The organism is Amycolatopsis sp. La24, from assembly GCF_029087445.1.
In the GTDB taxonomy this organism is placed as follows: Bacteria; Actinomycetota; Actinomycetes; order Mycobacteriales; family Pseudonocardiaceae; genus Amycolatopsis; species Amycolatopsis nivea.
Window position 1 is genome coordinate 33,354 of sequence record NZ_JARACH010000015.1, and the last position, 18,464, is coordinate 51,817.

Sequence of the window (18,464 nt, forward strand, 5' to 3'; positions counted from 1 at the left end):
ACCCATGGCGCAGACGGCAGTAGAGATCGCTCGCGGAGTGCGGGCAGGGGAGCTGGACCCGGTCCAGGTGACCGAGGAAGCCCTCGCCCGGATCGCAGCAGCGGACGGCGTCGTCGGCGCGTTCCGCCGCGTGCGCTTCGCCGAGGCCCGAGCCGAAGCCGCCGAAGTCGCGGCCCGCCCGGACCTCGCTTCGCTACCGCTGGCCGGCGTCCCCGTCGCGGTCAAAGATGTCACCGAAGTCGCTGGCGAATACCAGGGCTGGGGTTCAGAAGCAGGCCCCCGCGACCTGGCGACCGCCGACGGCCTGATCGCCACCCGCCTGCGCGCAGCCGGTGCCGTCATCGTCGGCCTGACCCGCGTGCCGGAGCTGTGCATCTTCCCGACCAGCGACGACCCATCCGGGATCGCCCGAAACCCCCGCAACCCAGCCTTCACCGCAGGCGGTTCCTCAGGCGGCAGCGCGGCTGCGGTAGCCGCGGGCCTGGTCCCAATCGCCCACGGCACCGACGGTCTGGGATCCATTCGCTTGCCCGCCGGAATGTGCGGCATCGTAGGCCTGAAACCCGGCCGCGACGTGGTCCGCGAAGACGCTCCAGGCTGGTTCGGCCTCTCCACCCACGGCCCACTGACCACGACCGTCGCCGACGCCGCCCTCCTGATGTCCGTCCTGGCCGACCGCCCGGAATGGGCCACCCTGACGCCCCCGGGTTCCCTGCGCATCGCGACCTCCACCCAGGTCCCGTTCACCCGAGCCCCACTGTCGCGCCCGCTCCGCGCCGCCGTCGACCAGGCCGCTTCGCTCCTTTCGGCTGGCCACACCGTCACTTCCGCGACCCCCGCCTACCCACTCCGCGCCCTAGGCGGCCTGGTCAGCCGCTGGTTCGCCGGTCCGGCCGAGCAGGCCGCAGGCAGCTTCGACCTGTCGCGCCTGCAACCCCGCACTCGCGTCCACGTCCGCCTCGGCCGCCTGACGGCACGCCTGGTCAACGACCGAGCCCGCGACGAATGGGAGGCGATCGCGGAGCAGTTCTTCGAGTCCCACGACGTGCTGGTGACCCCGACGTTGGCGACCTTGCCGCTGAAAGCCCGCCGCTGGCACCGCGAGCCGTGGCTGGCGAACGCAGTCCCGTCCTCGAGGGTGGCGTCATTCACCGGCCCGTGGAACCTGGCCGGATACCCCGCGCTCTCGGTCCCGGTGGCCCGGCACCCCGTCCATGACCTGGCGATGTGCGTGCAACTAGTGGCCCGCCCCGGCGGGGAACCAGTGCTGCTGGGGCTGGCGGCGGAACTGGAATCGGCGAACCCCTGGCCGCGGACGGTCTAGGGCTTACTGGCTTGATGCCTTCACGGACTTGATCTCAGGCCCCGGCTCGGCTTGCGTGGTTGGTGGGACCGCGCGCGTCTTGCCGATAAGCAGGCTCCCTCTCCTGCGGACAGGCTTTACGGAGGCTCGGTTAGCCGCCGCGCTGGTGTCGCCCGCGGCATGGGCAGAAATCCACGCCCGCTGCGCACCAACCAGGCCGTCAGCGGACTGAGGTGCCCCTGAGGTTCAGAGCTGCGTTGGAATCCGCCGCACCGACAAGCACGCCATACCGCGCCGCTGCGCCGATCCGTCGGCAGCCGAGGCAACCCGGGCTCTGCGGGCCGGGCTAAGTTGCTGGGCTCGCCCGCCGTCTGTGGCTGGGACTTGGCGTTGGTGCCCGCCGGGCCATGCCCAGGTTGGCGGCCTCACCGCATGCCGTGGCTAAGTTGCTTGGCTTGCCCGCCGTTCGTCGCTGGGACTTGGCCGCAGTGAGCCCGCCGAACCATGTCCGGTCCGACGGGCTCACTGGATGCCGTGGGTCAGCTGCTCGGCTTGCCCGCCGTCTGCGGCTGGGACTTCGCGCCGTTCGCCGTCGAACCGTTGCCGTTCTTCGCGCCGTTCCCAGCGGAGCTTTCCGTCGCCCCGCCATTCGCGGACGAGCCGTTCCCGGGCGCGCCCTTGGCAGCAGAACCGTTCTCGCCCTTCGGCTTCGGCGACGGTGCGGGCTTCGGCTCGACCGGGGCCGGCGAGGGGTCTGGCTTCGCCGGGTCGTCGCCGCCGACCAGTTTTGACGCGGCGGGCAGCACCGATTCCGACGGCAGAGCCGTGAGCAAGCCTTCGCTGCGGCCGAGGACCTCGTCCGCCAGCGCCAGGTTCTTGCGGGCCTGTTCGCGGATCTCGGCGAGCCGCTCGACCTTGCGCGTCGCCGCGGTGGTGCGCTGGGCTGCCTGCGTGGTCGCCTCGTCGAGACGGCGCTTGGCCTCCGCCGTCGCCTCCTCGACGCGGCGGGTCGCCTCCGCGGTGGCTTCCGCGATGCGGCGTTCGGCCTGGTTTTTGCTGGCCGTGCGCTGGTCGGCGATCATCTTTTCGTGCGCGGTGCGCTCGGCGGTGATCTTCGCGTCGAAATCACGCTCGATCTTGCGGCGCTTGCGCTCGGCTTCGTTGTCGAGGAGTTCCCGGCGCTGCGCCGCCTCGACCGTCAGCCGCTGCACTTCGGCGCGGGTTTCCTTCAGCGCGGCCTCGTGCTCCGAGTGCAGCGCTTCGGCCTGCTTGTCCAGCTCCTCGACCAGGCGGTGGTACCGCTCGCGCAGCTTCGTGGACGCCTCGGTGGACGACGCCCAGTGCTTCTCCGCCGCCACCTGCGCGCGCTTGGTGATCTCCTCGGCCCGCGCGTTCGCGAGCGTGACGGTGCGCTGCATCCGCTCGTCCAGGTCCTCGAGCCGCTCCGGCGGCTTCATCAGTTCCTCGACCCGCGACTGCAGCTTCGACACCTCGCCGCGCGTCGTCTCGAGTTCGCGCGACAGCGTGGCGACCTGGGCGGCCGCCGCGTCGCGGTCGGTGATCAGCCGGTGCAGCTGGCTTTCGAGGTGGTCGAGGTACTGCCGCACCTCGGTGCGGTCGAAGCCGCGCCAGGCTTCGGTGTACTCGCGCCGCAGCGGGAGGAGGCCGTTGTCTCGCTCGGGAACCATGCCCACGACCGTACCCGCGCACCTGGCGTGCGTGCCGCCAGGAGTGGCGAATCACCGCCCCGGGTCGATTCTTCCTGTCGATCTCGCCTGAACGGCCTCACCCGCCGCGCGAAGCCGTCACTACCAGTGGAAGCCGCGCGACAGCCGGGCCAGCGCCATCGCCGCGCGGGACAGGTGTTTCTCGCCCCGCCCGATCTTCAGTTTCCCGCTGCCGCCCGCCGCCGCGGAATCCGGGAAGATCCGGAAACCCTGGTACGCGATCGCGTCGGTCAGCCCCGGCGCGAGCGTGTAGGTGAGCCCGATCGCCTGGCCCGCCGGGGTGCCGATGTGCTTCGGCCGCTGGATCAGCGCCTTCAGCACCATGTCCGCCGCCTGCTCCGGCGATTTCGTGGGGAACGCGTCGTAGATCTTCGTCGGCCGGATCATCGGCGTGCGCACGAGCGGCATGTGGATGGTGGTGAAGGTGATCCCGTCGCCGTGCGTTTCGGTCGCCGCTATCCGGGAGAAGTAGTCCAGCGCGGCCTTCGACGCGGCATAGGCGGAAAACCGCGGCGCGATTCCCTGCACGCCGATCGAGGACACGTTCACGATGTGCCCGAATTTCCGCTCCGACATGTGCGGGAGGACCGCCAGGATCAGCCGCACCGCGCCGAAGTAGTTGATCGCCATCGCGCGCTCGTAGTCGTGCATCCGGTCGTACGACAGCTTGATCGACCGCCGGATCGAGCGGCCGGCGTTGTTCACGAGCATGTCGATCCGGCCGTGTTCGGACAGCATCGCGTCCACGGCCTTGCGCACCGAATCCTCGTCGGTGAGGTCGGCCGGGTACACCGACGCGGTGCCGCCTGCCGCGATGATCTCGTCGCGCACTTCTTCCAGTTCGTGCTGCCGCCGCGCGACCAGCAGCGGCACCCCGCCCGCCGCGGCGACCTTCAGCGCGGTCGCCCGGCCGATGCCCGACGACGCGCCGGTGATGATCACGCGGCGGCCGTCCAGTTCGCCGCGCGGACCGTGCTTGCGCGCGCGGAACGGGTCGAGGTGTTCGCGCCAGTAGCGCCACAGCGTGGGGGCGTATTCCTCGAGCCGCGGCACCTCGACGCCGCTTCCGGCCAGCGCCTTGCGCGTCTCCGCGGACGCGAACACCGACGGGAAAGCCATCGTTTCCAGCAGCACCGGCGGAATGCCGAGCCGCTCCAGCACCGCGTCGCGGGCGATGGTGAACCCGGGAATGTGTTCGCTGAGCTTGACCAGCCCGACGATTCCCTTCGACACCCTGTCGCCGAGCTGCACGGTGATCGTCGGCGCCCCGGCGGCGCGGGCGAACGCGTTGTAGACCGACACCACCGGCTGCGGTTCGGGGTTCACGAGGTGGAAGGCGCGGCCGTCGAGACCCGGGGTGGTGACCAGCTCCAGCAGGGCCTTCGCGACGTAGTCGACCGGAACCACGTTGGTGTCGCCCAGATCCGGTCCGGCGGACGGGACGTCGGGCAGCCCGGCGAGCCTGCTGATCGCGGGGAAGAGGTAGTACGGGCCGTCGATCTTGTCCATCTCGCCGGTCTGCGAATCGCCGACCACGACCGCGGGCCGGTACACCCGCCACGGCACCTCGTGCTGGTCCCGGACGAGCTTCTCGGCTTCGAATTTGGTGCGGTGGTACGGCGTGATCAGCCGCTGTCCCACGTCGAACATGTCCTCGGTGAACAGTCCTTCGTGGTCGCCCGCGACGGCGACCGACGAGACGTGGTGCAGGCACCCGGCGTTCAGGTCCGCGGCGAGGTCGATGACGTTCTGCGTACCGTCCACATTGGCCCGGATGCTGGTTTCGTCGTCCGCGGTGATGTCGTAGAGCGCGGCGAGGTGGATGACGTGGTCGACGCCGCGCAGCGCCTCCCGGTCCGCCTCGGACACTCCCATCAGCGGTTCGCCGAGGTCGCCGGTCACGAGCGTGACCCGGTCCGGATGCGGCCACGCGTCGACGAGCGCGGCCAGCTTCCCCCGCGACGACGCGCGCACCACCAGCGCGACCCGTTCCACGTCCGGCCGGGTGAGCAGCTGCCGGGTGACCTGGCGCCCGATCAACCCGGTCGCGCCTGTCACCAAGAACGTCGCCATCTCCATCACCCTCCGCCGTGCCGCCGCCTGGACCCATGGGCATTCTGCTGCATGGACGCCGCCCTGACCACAACGCGGCAGGGTGAGGTTACTCGCAAGTAACTTAGCGTCGGCACGGGGTCCCGCAGGTGGCAGCGGATTTCCGCGAACGACGGGCCGCGCAGAAACTGCGCGAATGGACCCCTCGCGCGGGTTCAGCGGGTCGCGAGGGGACCCCTCACTCCGGGTCCGCGATCACGACGCGGTTCTCCTCGTACCCGTCGCTCCCGCCGATCCAGCGTCCGCCGCAGGTCACCAGGACGACCCGATGCGGACCGGCCTGCCCGAAGAGATCGTCGGCGCGGCTCGGCAGATCGTTCTTGTGCACGGTGACCAGCTGCGAAATCCGGTACCGGCTCGTCTTGCCCGCGCGGTCCACGATCGTCACCACGCCGCCGATGCGCTCGCTCCACAGTTCCGAGAACGGCCCGGTCGCGCCGCGCCAGTTCACGTGGCCCGCGAACACGCTCGCGCCGCTGACCGCTTCCAGATCCGCGCCCCACCAGGCCGCCTGGCCGATGTCCGACGGCACCGGAAGCGTGTTGCCCGGCCCGAGGTCCTGCCGCACCATCGCCGCGGTCCCGCCGCCGGGCAGCCGGATCGTGCCCGGCGCCTGCGGCCCCGGTTCCGGAGCTTGCCGATGCTCCGCGGGCGCCGCGGGCGGAGCGGCCGCCGAACTGCTGGGCGGCGGCGCCGCTGAACTGCTCGACGGCGGCGGCGCGGGAGCCAACTGCTGCGGGGAAGCGGCCGGAACGGCGGCGGCGACCGGGGACGCGCTCCCGGCCACCACCGTCGTCGGCGGCGAACTGATCACGACCGTCGCGAGTTCCACTGCCAGCACGCTTGCCGCGCCGAGCACGAACCCGCCGACCAGTCGTCCTTTTCCGCTCATCTGCCCTTGCTGCTTTCGCTTACCGCCGCGCCGACCGCCGAGCGGCGAACCCGACCAGGCCCGAACCGACGAGCACCAGCGCGGCGAGACCCGCGATGCCAGCGGTGGAGAAGCTCGTCTCGACAGTGCCCTTGGCCATCGTCACCGGCAGGTCGCCGGCGGGAATCGCGTGCGGCACTTCGTTCGGCGTGTTGGCCACAGTCAGCGCGAGTGTGCCGCCCGGCGTCAGCGATCCGCACGCGGCGGGGGGATTGTTCGGGTCGAACGCGTTGGTGTAGCCCGGCGGCGCGTTCACCTCGACCACGCAGACCTCTTGCGGGGCCAGCAGATTCTCGACGGTCGCCGTGCCGTTCTCGCCGCTGGTGGTGACCACGGCGGGCTGGCCGTCGGGCCCGTTCAGCGGCTTGCCGTCCTGGCTGGTGGCCGCGGTCTTGCGGTCCTTGCCGGTGACCCGCAGCGTCGCGCCGCCGATGCCCTTGCCGGTCTTGGCGTCGGTCTTGGTGACCTGCACCTTGCCCGGCTTCGCCACCGCGACGACGCCTTGGGCGGTCAGTTGCTTCTCGCCGCCGGTGCCGACGACGCTCTGGATCCCGTCCTTGGTGTTGACCGGGTTCTGCACGGTCGGCTTGTCCGCGGGCGCGGACAACGAGGCGACGAGCTTCGGCTGGTCGCCGGTCGGCGTGACCTTCACCGTGACCGTGCCGTTCGCATCGGTCTTCAGCGTCGTGTCTTTCTGCGCGGCCTGCGGAGCGGAGTTGCCCGCCGAAGAATCGGACGCCTTCTCCGTGTCTGCCTGCTTGTCCGCTTGGCCGATGGTTCCGTCGGTGGCGGTCAGCTTCACCGGAACGTCCGGGATGCCTTTGCCCTTGGAGTTCTTCACCGTGACCGTCCAGGTCGCGGGCTGGCCGAGGTGCTGATCGCCCTTCGGCGCGGTGACCGACGCGGTCCACGGGCCGCGGTTCGCCTCGGCCTCGGCCTTCATCTTGGCCACGTCCTTGGCGGCTTCCGGGGTGAGGAGCTTGAAGTATTTGTCCTCGGGATAGGCCGCCTTGTTCGGGGGCGTGCCGAAGTCCGTGTCGCCGGGCGTCTGCGTTTTGGCGGTCCACGAGTGCAGCAGATGAGCGAGCGCGGCTGCCTCGTCGTCATCGGAGGTGTTGCCGTAACGCAACAGCAGGTAGGAGATGTTGCCTGCGATGTCGGGCGCCAGCGGCTTGCCCCACTTCGTCAGCAGATCTTGACCTGGTTGGTATTCCTCGTCGCTGTCCGGCGCCTTCAGGTGGAAGCTGACGCAGAAAACGTCCTTGCCGCCCACCTTGTAGGAGCCGAGCCAGTCCTTGTATGTGACGCCGTCTGACTCTTTGTGCTCGATGTTTCGGCCGTGGCCGGTGACGGCGGCCGCCGAGGCCGGGGTCGCCCCGATCGCGGTTACGGAGAGTGCGCCGAGCAGTGCGGTCGCGACCAGCCCGGTGGCCGCGCGCCAGCGAGCGCGCGGGCGTGAGATCCACCCCATGGTGTGTTGGCTCCTTCGACGTGCCTGCCGACGCCTGAACGGCGTCCTCGCAGTTCACCTGATCGAACAACTCCCCGACACGCGTTCGGTCACTTCCCGGACACGCGATGTGAAGGTTCGCGGGTCAGCGGGGGAGTTGTCTAGAGACCATCGGGTGACCTGCGGTGAACGGTCGTGACCTTCATCGCCTACGGTGGCCGTAACGGGGGTGGCCCCACCCGTGCGGGTGATGAGTAAAATCTGCTTTACCCGAACGGGAACCAGCGAGCCGCCGCGGTCGTTGAACCCGATGCAAGGTGCCATAAAGTCCAGGAGGACAGGTGCGTTCCAGCAGCAACCCGGCGTTCCGCAATCTCCCGCGCGGCGCGGCCGCGACCGGGCAGTACGGGCCGAACGTCGGCTTCGACCAGCCCTACGGCCAGCCGCAGGGCCAAGGCGGCGTCCCGGGTTACGGCCCTGGCCAGATGGGCACCGCCTCCGCCGACCGTCCGATGACGGTCGACGACGTCGTCATCAAGACCGGCATGTCGCTCGGCGTCGCGCTCGTCGTCGGCGTGCTCACCGCGATCTGGGCGCAGTCCCAGCTCGTGCGCGACTCCCTCGGCAGGCTTTCGCCGAGCGGCCCGCTCCTCGGCGCGCTGATCGGCGGGCTCGTGGTGGGCCTCGTCGTGTCGCTGGTGATCATCTTCAAGCAGAAGCCGAGCGGTCCGCTCACGCTCGTCTACTCCGGCGCCGAGGGCCTGTTCCTCGGTGCGCTCAGCGGGTTGTTCGAGGTGTTCCTGCCGGGCATCGCCCTGCAGGCGCTCATCGGCACCGCGGGCGTGTTCGTCGCGATGCTGGTCGTCTACAAGACCGGCGCGGTGAAGGTCACGCCGAAGCTGACCAAGTGGATCGTCGGCGCGGTCGCCGGCGTCGCCATCCTGATGCTGGTCAACCTGGTCACCGCGCTGTTCTTCGGCTTCAACCCGCTGCGCGACGGCAGCCCGCTCGCCATCGTCTTCAGCCTGGTGGTCATCGGCATCGCCGCGTTCAGCTTCCTGCTCGACTTCGACCAGGCCGACAAGATGATCCGCGCCGGCATGCCGTCGAAGTGGGCTTGGTACGCCGCGTTCGGCCTGATGACCACGCTGGTGTGGCTGTACCTCGAGATCCTGCGTCTGCTGTCTTACCTGCGCGACTAGCCGTCGCACAGGTTTCCCGGGAAGGGGCGCTCCGCGTTACGCGGAGCGCCTTTTCTGTTTTTCTGCCGGGAAGCTCTGCGCGCTCCCGAGGCCGTCGTGTTGGATGTGCCCGGTCGGAATCTTTCTTTCGGGTTTGCGAGGCATCACGTGAGCGTTCCCCCGCACGGGCACGGACCGCAGCAGGGCTACGGACAACAGGGCTACGGACAGCAAGGCCAGTCGCCGTTCCAGCAGCACTACGGCCCGGGCGGGATGCCGCCCCAGCAGAGCCCGAAGCGGAACTTCCCGACCAGGACCGTGGTGCTGGTCGCCGTAGCGGTGGTGGTCGTGGCGGCGGGGGTCGTCATCGGCTTCCTCAAGTTCGGCAACTCGACCAGCAACACCCACGCCAGCGACTGCATGCACATCGAGAAGTCCGGCTCGACCACGACGACGAAAACCGTCGACTGCGCCGATCCCGGGGCGAACGTCAAGGTCGCGGTCGCGCGCGCCAACCGGAGCGGCACCTGCCCGCGCGGCGACTACTACCGCTACACCACCGGCGGCAAGAACCACCGCGTGCTCTGCCTCATCCCCAACGTGCAGCAAGGGGATTGCCTCGCCGGGCTCCAGACCGCCACCACGACGTACCAGAAGGTGCCGTGCACCGATCCGCAGAAGAACGCGGAGATCGTCAAGCTGGTGCCCGGCGCGAAGGACCGGTCGGCGTGCGAGGGCAGCGGTTCGACCACTGTTCGCTGGTACTCCGACCCGGAGGAAGCCATCTGCATCAAGAGCTGACGGGCGGTACAAAGGGGCCGTCCGGACGCCCGGTTTCGGCCGTTCGTCGCACTCCGTGAGACAGGCTGCGTCCGGGGCTCACCGGGACCTAACGTGGATCGCCGCCCGCCGCCGGGCGGGCCCCGTTCATCCCCGACCCCCTCAGGAGACGTGGTGGCGACCACCGATTCCCCTGTCGACGAGCGAAAACTTCTCGACTTCCCCACCTCGTGCGCGGCTCCGGCGCCTAAACCGGAGGAGCCGGTCAAGGTCGTCCCGCTGGCCGTCGCCGCGGTGCTCGCGGTCGGGCTGACCGCCTACGTCTGGGCCGCGCACGGCGCGAAGTTCGGGGTCCTGCTCGTGCTGGGGCTGGCGCTCGGCCTCGCGCTTTTCCACTCCCGCTTCGGGTTCACGTCCGCGTGGCGGCAGCTGATCGCCGTCGGCAACGGCCAGGGCCTCCGCGCGCACACCCTCCTGCTCGGCACCGCCGCGACGCTCATCGCCCTCATCTGCGGCACCGGCGCGGGCCTCTTCGGCAGCAAACCGGTGCCGGTGACGAACGTCGGACCGATCGGACTCGCGTTGTTCGTCGGGGCCACGTTGTTCGCGATCGGCATGCAACTCGGCGGCGCGTGCGCGTCCGGGACGCTGTTCGCGGTCGGTGCCGGGCAGTCGACGATCGTGCTGACCCTCGGCGGTTTCATCACCGGTTCGGTCCTCTACACCTGGGGCTATCCGCTGTTCACCGGCTGGCCGCAGGTGTCCGGGTTCCTGCTGTCGGACCACGTCGGCTGGTTCGGTTCGTGGGCGATCACGATCGCGGTGCTCGCCGCGATCGTCCTCGCGACCCGGGTGGTGCAGAAGCGCCGCGTGCCGCCGCCGGTCGACACCGTGCCGACCGCGCGCGGGTTCGCCCGGATCTTCCGCGGCTCCTGGCCGATCCTCGCCGGCGCGGTCGTGCTCGGCGTGCTGGCCGGCGCGGTGTACCTGGTTTCCGGCGGCATCTGGGGCGTCACGAGCGCGTTCAGCCTGTGGGGCGCGAAAATTCTCCAGGTGTTCGGACTGCACCCGGAGCAGTGGGAGTTCTGGCAGCTGAAGGCGAACGCGACGTCTCTGTCCAAGCCGATCTGGCAGGACAAGACGAGCCTCACCGACATCGGCATCATGATCGGCGCGTTCGTCGCCGCCGCGGCCGCGGGCGCGTGGAAGATCCACAGCTCGATCCCGTGGCGCACCGCGGTCGCCGCGATCCTCGGCGGAATCCTCATGGGCATCGGCGCGCGACTGGCGAACGGCTGCAACATCGGCGCGTACCTCGGCGGAATCTCCGTCGGCAGCCTGCACGGCTGGCTGTGGGGCGCGTTCGCGCTTTTCGGCACCTGGATCGGGCTGAAACTGCGGCCGTTGTTCGGTTTGGGCAACCCTGTGCGCACGGACAGTATCTGCTGAGCCGATCGGGGACTTTTCGCAGGTCATCGTGACTGCGCGAAAAGTCCCCACGCATTTCGTCCGGCAGCGAAAAAGACTGCGTGGCCGCTTGCCGCTCGGCTAGTCTGGAGCGCGCGCAAGGGGGAACCGCCGTCGTATTGTCGCGTCGCGGGCTTGCGCATCACCACTAACAGATGGGGTTCCGCATGTCCGCACCCGCGACTCCGGCCGCGCCGGATGCCGGTGACAAACTCGACCGGGGAGTGCTGAAGGTCGCTTCCGTGGTGGTGCTCGGCGCCATCATGGCGATCCTCGACACCACCGTGGTCAACGTCGCGCTCCAGAAGCTCACCATCCAGTTCGCCACGTCCTTCGACACCATCCAGTGGGTCGCCACCGGCTACATGCTGGCCCTCGCGACGGTCATCCCGGTCACCGGATGGGCGTCCGACCGGTTCGGCACGAAGCGGCTGTACCTGCTCGCGATCGGCACCTTCCTGATCGGCTCGATGCTGGCCGGGCTCGCCTGGAACGTCGAATCGCTGATCGCGTTCCGCGTCGTGCAGGGCCTCGGCGGCGGCATGCTGATGCCCGCGGGCATGACGATCCTGACCCGCGCGGCCGGTCCGCAGCGGATCGGCCGGGTCATGGCCGTGCTGGGCGTGCCGATGCTCCTCGGCCCGATCTGCGGCCCGATTCTCGGCGGCTGGCTGGTCGATTCGGTGAGCTGGCGCTGGATCTTCTACATCAACGTCCCGATCGGACTGATCGCCTTCGTGCTCGCGCTCCGGCTGCTCCCGAAGGACAACCCGGAGCCGGGCAACCGGTTCGACTTCCTCGGCATGCTGATGGTGTCGCCGGGTCTGGCCGCGCTGATCTTCGGTGTTTCGCGGATTCCGTCCACCGGCACCGTCGGCGCGCTCGAGGTGTGGCTGCCCGCGCTGGCCGGGATCGTGCTGCTGGTCGCGTTCGTGCTGCGGGCGCGGACCATGGAGCATCCGCTGATCGACCTGAAGCTGTTCCGCAACCGGTCGTTCTCGGTCGCGATGATCACGATGGCGGTGTTCTGCGTCGGATTCTTCGGCGCGATGCTGTTGCTGCCCACGTATTTCGTGCTGGTGCGCGGCGAGAGCGCGCTGCACGCGGGTCTTCTGCTGGCCCCGCAGGGCCTTGGCGCGATGCTGGCGATGCCGATCACTGGACGGCTGGCGGACAAGATCGCCCCGCGCCGGATCGTGGTGCCTGGCCTGGTCTTCATCGCACTGGGCATGGTGGTGTTCACACAGGTCACCGCGACGACTCCGTACTGGCAGCTGCTGGCCGCGCTGTTCGTGATGGGCATCGGCATGGGCTGCACGATGATGCCGATCACCTCGGCCGCGCTGCAGACGTTGCAGTCCAAGGACATGGCGAAGGCCTCGACCGCGACGAACATCCTGCAGCAGACCGCGGGCGCGATCGGGTCCGCGGTGATGTCGATCATCCTGGCGGCGCTGCTCGCCGGGAAGTTCGGCGTCCCGACGAGCCAGGGCCAGCTGGTCGCCACCGCGGCGACGATGAACCCGGCCACGCACGACGCCGCGGCCGGTCTCGCGGGCGAGTCGTTCGCGACGACGTTCCTGTGGGGCACGATCCTGCTGGCGCTGTGCCTGGTGCCCGCGTTCTTCCTGCCGAAGAAGCGCGTGGTGCCCGAGGCGACGGGCTCCGACGACGTCGCTCCGCCGGTGCTGATGCACTGACCCGCACATCGAAAAGGGCCGTCCGCGAACCCCCGCGGACGGCCCTTTTTTGCGTTGCTGGGCTCAGGAAAGCCGCTCCAGCACCATCGCCATGCCCTGCCCGCCGCCGACGCACATCGTCTCGAGGCCGAACTGCTTGTCGTGGTGCTGCAGGGAGTTGATCAGCGTCGAGGTGATCCGCGCGCCGGTCATGCCGAACGGGTGGCCGACCGCGATCGCGCCGCCGTTGACGTTCAGCCGGTCGAGGTCGATGCCAAGGTCGCGGTAGGACGGGATGACCTGCGCGGCGAACGCCTCGTTGATCTCGACCAGGTCGATGTCCGAAATGGACAGACCGGCGCGGGACAGCGCCTGCTTCGACGCCTCGACCGGGCCATAGCCCATGATCTCCGGCGACAGGCCGGTGACGCCGGTGGACACGACGCGCGCCAGCGGCGTCAGGCCCAGTTCGCGCGCCTTCGTGTCGGACATGATCACGACAGCAGCCGCGCCGTCGTTGAGCGGGCAGCAGTTGCCCGCGGTGATCCGGCCGTCGGGGCGGAAGACCGGCTTCAGCCCGGACACGCCCTCGAGCGTGACGCCCGCGCGCGGCCCGTCGTCCTTCGACACGACCGTGCCGTCCGGCAGCGTGACCGGCGTGATGTCCTTGGCCCAGAAGCCGTCCGCGATGGCCTTCTCGGCGAGGTTCTGCGACCGCACGCCGAACTCGTCCATCTCCTCGCGGGTGACGCCCTTGAGCCGCGCGAGGTTCTCCGCGGTCTGGCCCATCGCGATGTAGACGTCGGGGAGCTGCCCGTTCTCGCGCGGGTCCTGCCAGCTGTCCGCGCCGGACTCGGCGGTGGCCTTGGTGCGCGCCTCGGCGTCGGCGAACAGCGGGTTGTGCGTGTCCGGCCAGGAGTCGGAGCTGCCCTTCGCGAACCGCGACACGGCCTCGACGCCCGCCGAGATGAAGACGTCGCCCTCGCCCGCCTTGATCGCGTGCAGCGCCATCCGGGTGGTCTGCAAGCTGGAGGAGCAGTACCGGGTGATGGTGCAGCCAGGCAGGTGGTCGTAGCCGAGCTCGACGGCCACCGCGCGGCCCATATTGAAGCCGGACTCGCCGCCGGGCAGGCCGCAGCCGAGCATCAGGTCGTCGATGTCGGCGGGGTCGAGCTGAGGCACCTTGTCCAGCGCCGCGCGCACCATCTGCACGGCAAGGTCGTCGGGGCGCATCCCCACCAGCGAGCCCTTCCCGGCGCGGCCGATCGGGGAGCGGGCGGTGGAGACGATGACGGCTTCGGGCATGACTGACACATCCTCGGGTCGGCGGCACTAAGCGGTTGCTCACCATCTTGCCGCGTCCGGCGTCCGTCCGAAAGCCGAAGGCGACATGCACCACCTTGCTCCCGTGGGAGGATTTCCGCCGTGACCGAGCGCAACCGGGTGTTGTCCACCCGCACGATCGCGTGGTGGGGGACGGGCATCGTGCTGCTCGCGGCCGTCGCGGCGGCGTTGCTGCTGTGGCTGCTCGGCGGCGGCACCCCGGCCGATTCGTCGCGGCTCGACGCGCTGCGCACGGCCTCGAGCATCGTCGTCGGGACCGGCGGCGCGGCCGCCCTCCTGCTCGCCGCGCGACGGCAGCGGTCCGCCGAACTGGACCTGGAACAGAAGGACCACGACGCGACCGAGCGCCGGATCACCGACATGTACGGCAAGGCCGCCGACCAGCTCGGCAGCGACAAGGCCCCGGTCCGGCTGGCCGGGCTGTACGCGCTCGAACGGCTCGCGCAAAGCCACGCTGACCAGCGGCAGACCATCGTCAACGTGCTCTGCGCGTACCTGCGGATGCCGCTGGACGGCACGGACGAAGAGGTGCAGGTCCGCAAGGCCGCGCAGCGGATCCTGATGCTGCACCTGCGTCCGGGCGGCGGCGAGGAGCCGAACGGGTCGTACTGGCCGGACATCGACCTCGACTTCTCCGGGGCCAGGCTCGTCGCGCTGACGCTCACACACTGCAGAATCCGTTCCATCGTGTGCTACCAGACCAAATTCGAGGAATTCGCGATTTTCCGCGGCACCGAATTCCGCAGCAAGGCCGATTTCCATGAAGCGGTGTTCCGCGAACGCGCGGACTTCCGCGGCACCGTCCTCGGCGGCGGAGACGACGTATTCCGCGGCGCGCAGTTCGAGAAGCACGCGGAATTCGGGACGCACTCGGAAGCCGGGCTGGCCGGCGCGCTCGCGAAGCCCGGCTACAAACGGACCTGGCCGCCCGGCTGGACCGAAGAACGCGGTGACGACGGCTGGCTCCGGCTGGTTCCATCGGGTGTTTAGAAATAACCGCGGAACCACTAGGATTCGTGAAGAGTCAACAAGAAGAAGAGGATCCCTGATTAGGAGGTGAACCGGTCATGATGGCCCTCAAGCGTTACTGCGCGGCATTGCGGGCCGGGACGGATCTCCGGGACGGGATCACGGATCGGCGTGCGGCGGCCCTCGGGCCCGCCCCGGTGTCGACGCGCGGCTTGGTGGCTGCCTGAGGTCCGCGCCGGGGAGGCCCGACCTCGCCTGGCGTCGCCCGTGGCCCCGACGCGCACCCGGAGACCGCCCGCCGATCCCGCGCTGGCCGGTCCGGGGCCCGGCTGTTTAGGCTGGTCGCCGTGGAGTACGCAGAACACATCGTGGACCTCGTGGGCAACACCCCGCTGGTCAAGCTGAATTCGCTTACGCGGGGGCTCAAGCCGCTCGTGCTCGCCAAGGTCGAGTACGTCAACCCGGGCGGCAGCGTGAAGGACCGGATCGCGCTGCGGATGATCGAGGCCGCCGAGGCCTCCGGAGAACTGCGCCCAGGCGGCACGATCGTGGAGCCCACCTCGGGCAACACCGGGGTCGGGCTGGCCATGGTCGCCCAGCGCAAGGGCTACCAGTGCGTGTTCGTCTGCCCGGACAAGGTGAGCGAGGACAAGCGCAACGTGCTGCGCGCGTACGGCGCGCGCGTCGTCGTGTGCCCCACCGCGGTCGCGCCCGAACACCCCGACTCGTACTACAACGTGTCCGACCGGCTCGTGCGCGAGATCGAGGGCGCCTGGAAGCCCAACCAGTACGCCAACCCGGAGAACCCGGCCAGCCACTACCACTCCACCGGCCCGGAGCTCTGGCGGCAGACCGACGGCAAGATCACCCACTTCGTCGCGGGCGTCGGCACCGGCGGCACGATCTCCGGCACCGGCAAGTACCTGAAGGAGGTCAGCGACGGCCGCGTCCAGGTCGTCGGTGCTGATCCCGAGGGCTCGGTGTACTCCGGCGGCACCGGACGGCCGTACCTGGTCGAGGGCGTCGGCGAGGACTTCTGGCCGGAGACCTACGACCGGAACGTCGCCGACCAGATCATCCCGATCAGCGACGCGCACTCGTTCGAGATCACGCGCCGGCTCGCGACCGAGGAAGGCCTGCTCGTCGGCGGTTCGTGCGGGATGGCCGTCGCCGCCGCGCTGAAGCTGGCCGAGGGCCTGACCGAGGACGACGTCGTGGTCGTGCTGCTGCCCGACGGCGGCCGCGGCTACCTCACCAAGGTGTTCAACGACGCCTGGATGTCCTCCTACGGCTTCCTCCCGCCGGATTCCTCCGGCGCGACCGTCGGCGACGTGCTCACCCGCAAGTCCGGCGCGCTGCCCAGCCTCGTGCACTCGCACCCGAACGAGACGGTCGCCGAAGCGGTCGCCATCCTGGCGGAATTCGGCGTGAGCCAGATGCCCGTGGTCAGCGCCGAACCGCCGGTGATGGCCGCCGAGGTGGTCGGCGCGGTCAACGAGCGAGACCTGCTCGACGCGCTGTTCACCGGCAAGGCCCACATGGCCGACCGGCTGGAGACGCACATGTCGCCGCCGCTGCCCACGATCGGGGCGGGCGAGCAGGTGAGCGCCGCGATGAAGGCGCTCGAAGGGGCCGACGGCGCGCTGGTGCTGATCGACGGCAAGCCGGCGGGCGTCGTCACCAGGCACGATCTGCTTGCCTTCCTCGCGGGCAGATAGGCACAAGCTCACGGAGTCCGGCCGGGGCGTCTGCGCGCGTCCTGGCCGGGCATCCGATAGCGTTACGGCCGAATAGAACTTTTTCGCGTCCTCGTCAAGGGGGTTCAAGACCCACATGAGTGCTCCGCAGCCACCGAACCAGCCCTGGGACGGCGGCCAGCAGCCGCCGCAGGGCCCGTCGAGTGGTCCTACACCGCAGCAGGACAGTCCCTTCGGCGCGTCGGAGCCGACCCAGGTGGTCCAGCCGGGCCAGCCGCAGCAGCCCGCCCAGGGCGGCGGCACCTTCGGCGACACCCCGGAACCGACGCAGGTCGTGCAGCCGGGACAGTCGGCTGACTCGAACGCCACGCAGGTGGTCAACCCCGTGAGCGCCGAGGGCAACGCCGAGTCGACGCAGCTGGTCCCGCCGAGCCAGCAGCCGCAGAACATCCCGTACGCCCCGCCGCCGAGCGCGGCGGACAACCCGGCCGCGGTCGCCGGGTTCGGCGCCCCGCAGGGATTCGGCCAGCCGGGTCAGCCCGGCCAGCCGGGTCAGCCGGGACAACCTGGTCAGCCGCCGCAGGGCTTCGGCCAGCCGGGCGGGTTCGACCAGGGCGGCTTCGGCGCCCCGCCGCAGGGTGCGTTCGGCCAGCCGGGGCAGCCGGGGCAGCCGGGCCAGCCGGGCTTCGGCCAGCCCGCCCCGTTCGGCGCGTCCGCCGCGCCGTCGGCGGGCGGCGGGAACGCGCTGTACGGCTACATCGCCGGCGGCGTCACCGCGGTGCTCGGCCTGATCGCGCTGATCGTGTCGTTCAGCTACATGAGCGACACCAGCGACTACTCGAAGCTGTACGAGAGCTCGAGCCGGTACCAGAAGCTGTTCGACGAGGCCGGTCTCGCCTCGCCGGGCACGCTGCTGTTCTACGTGATCATGATCCTGGTCGGCGCGGTGATCGCGCTGGCTGGCGGCGTCGCGCTGGCTCTCGCCTCGCGTGCGGCCGTGATGCGCAAGCTCGCCCCGATCGGCGTGCTCGTCGGCGGCGTGCTGTTGCTGCTGTTCTCGATCCTGGCGAAGTCCGGGACCTCGGTCAGCAGCTCCTTCGCCGACAAGTACGGCGGCGCGAGCTCCAGCGCCACGAGCGGCGGCGGCATGCTGACGCTGATCCTGGGCATCATCATCCTGATCATCGGCGTGGTCGCGATCATCCCGGCGACCTCGCAGTACGTCGGCCTCGGTTCGTCCTCGGGCGGCCAGGGCGGCCCTGGCGGACCGCAGCAGCCGGGCGGTTTCGGCGGCGGCGCTCCGCAGGGCTTCGGCCAGCCGCAGTCCGGCGGTTTCCCGCCGCCTGGTGGTCCGAACCCGAACAGCGGGGGCTTCCCGCAGCCGGGCGGTCCGAACCCGGGCAGCGGCGCGAACCCGCAGCCGGGCTTCGGGCAGCAGCCGCCTCCCGGTTACGGCCAGCCGGGCCAGCAGCCGGGCTACGGCCAGCCGCCGCAGCAGCCGGGCGGTTTCGGCCAGCCGGGCCAGTACCCGCCGCCGGGCGGGCAGCAGCCCCCTCCGGGCTACGGCCAGCCGGGCCAGCAGCCGCCGCAGCAGTGGTGACTCGCTGAATCTCCGCGAAGGGCGCCTCCGTCTCCCGACGGCGGCGCCCTTCGTCGTTCCCAGTCCGTTTTTCGCGGGGTTCGCGCGGAGCTGGTGGCCTTTTCCCGGCGATTCCGGCAGCCGGGGGAATTGCGGCGCACATGCGCTCGCGCCGGTCCCCAACGGTGCGTTTCCGGGCTAGGGTGGGCGCCGTCCGAATCGCCTTCCCAGCCCGAGGGGGACCT

13 protein-coding genes are annotated in these 18,464 nt (G+C 70.1%); 8 read left to right on the forward strand and 5 right to left on the reverse strand.

Going from position 1 to position 18,464, the window contains the following annotated elements:
* Positions 1 to 4 precede the first annotated feature (4 nt).
* Positions 5 to 1,324, forward strand: coding sequence for an amidase family protein (locus PUT80_RS16750; RefSeq protein ID WP_275292743.1), 1,320 nt, complete (start codon positions 5 to 7; stop codon positions 1,322 to 1,324).
* A 518-nt stretch (positions 1,325 to 1,842) separates the two neighbouring features.
* Here the strand turns inward: PUT80_RS16750 and PUT80_RS16755 are convergent.
* The 4 genes from PUT80_RS16755 to PUT80_RS16770 form a co-directional block, all read right to left on the reverse strand.
* A complete protein-coding gene (locus PUT80_RS16755; RefSeq protein WP_275292745.1) occupies positions 1,843 to 2,991 on the reverse strand; it encodes a cell division protein DivIVA in 1,149 nt (382 codons plus the stop codon).
* 120 nt (positions 2,992 to 3,111) lie between these two features.
* On the reverse strand, positions 3,112 to 5,103 hold the full coding sequence (locus PUT80_RS16760; RefSeq protein ID WP_037816885.1) for an SDR family oxidoreductase: 1,992 nt from the start codon (positions 5,101 to 5,103) through the stop codon (positions 3,112 to 3,114).
* 217 nt (positions 5,104 to 5,320) lie between these two features.
* Entirely contained in the window at positions 5,321 to 6,034 is a 714-nt protein-coding gene (locus PUT80_RS16765; protein ID WP_037816753.1) for a class F sortase, read from the reverse strand.
* Positions 6,035 to 6,053: 19 nt separating this feature from the next.
* Positions 6,054 to 7,544, reverse strand: coding sequence for a SpaA isopeptide-forming pilin-related protein (locus PUT80_RS16770; RefSeq protein ID WP_275292748.1), 1,491 nt, complete (start codon positions 7,542 to 7,544; stop codon positions 6,054 to 6,056).
* A 320-nt stretch (positions 7,545 to 7,864) separates the two neighbouring features.
* On the opposite strand from PUT80_RS16770, the gene PUT80_RS16775 reads away from it, so the two are divergent.
* The 4 genes from PUT80_RS16775 (at position 7,865) to PUT80_RS16790 (ending at position 12,651) form a co-directional block, all read left to right on the forward strand.
* Entirely contained in the window at positions 7,865 to 8,725 is an 861-nt protein-coding gene (locus PUT80_RS16775) for a Bax inhibitor-1/YccA family protein (RefSeq protein WP_037816748.1), read from the forward strand.
* A gap of 147 nt (positions 8,726 to 8,872) precedes the next feature.
* Positions 8,873 to 9,505 (forward strand): hypothetical protein, encoded by a 633-nt coding sequence (locus PUT80_RS16780; protein WP_275292750.1) that lies wholly within the window; start codon positions 8,873 to 8,875, stop codon positions 9,503 to 9,505.
* A 153-nt stretch (positions 9,506 to 9,658) separates the two neighbouring features.
* Positions 9,659 to 10,933 carry a YeeE/YedE family protein gene (locus PUT80_RS16785; protein WP_134667094.1) on the forward strand — a complete coding sequence of 425 codons (1,275 nt, stop codon included), beginning with the start codon at positions 9,659 to 9,661 and terminating at the stop codon, positions 10,931 to 10,933.
* Positions 10,934 to 11,118: 185 nt separating this feature from the next.
* Positions 11,119 to 12,651: a DHA2 family efflux MFS transporter permease subunit gene (locus PUT80_RS16790; RefSeq protein ID WP_134733396.1), complete on the forward strand. Its 1,533-nt coding sequence runs from the start codon at positions 11,119 to 11,121 to the stop codon at positions 12,649 to 12,651.
* 63 nt (positions 12,652 to 12,714) lie between these two features.
* Here the strand turns inward: PUT80_RS16790 and PUT80_RS16795 are convergent, their stop codons facing one another.
* Positions 12,715 to 13,935 (reverse strand): acetyl-CoA C-acetyltransferase, encoded by a 1,221-nt coding sequence (locus PUT80_RS16795; protein ID WP_043828073.1) that lies wholly within the window; start codon positions 13,933 to 13,935, stop codon positions 12,715 to 12,717.
* A 120-nt stretch (positions 13,936 to 14,055) separates the two neighbouring features.
* On the opposite strand from PUT80_RS16795, the gene PUT80_RS16800 reads away from it, so the two are divergent.
* From PUT80_RS16800 to PUT80_RS16810, 3 genes are all read left to right on the forward strand, one after another.
* Entirely contained in the window at positions 14,056 to 14,964 is a 909-nt protein-coding gene (locus PUT80_RS16800) for a pentapeptide repeat-containing protein (RefSeq protein WP_275292756.1), read from the forward strand.
* Between the two features lie 326 nt (positions 14,965 to 15,290).
* A complete protein-coding gene (locus PUT80_RS16805) occupies positions 15,291 to 16,661 on the forward strand; it encodes a cystathionine beta-synthase (protein WP_037816738.1) in 1,371 nt (456 codons plus the stop codon).
* Positions 16,662 to 16,776: 115 nt separating this feature from the next.
* Entirely contained in the window at positions 16,777 to 18,240 is a 1,464-nt protein-coding gene (locus PUT80_RS16810) for a hypothetical protein (protein ID WP_275292759.1), read from the forward strand.
* Positions 18,241 to 18,464: the final 224 nt, after the last annotated feature.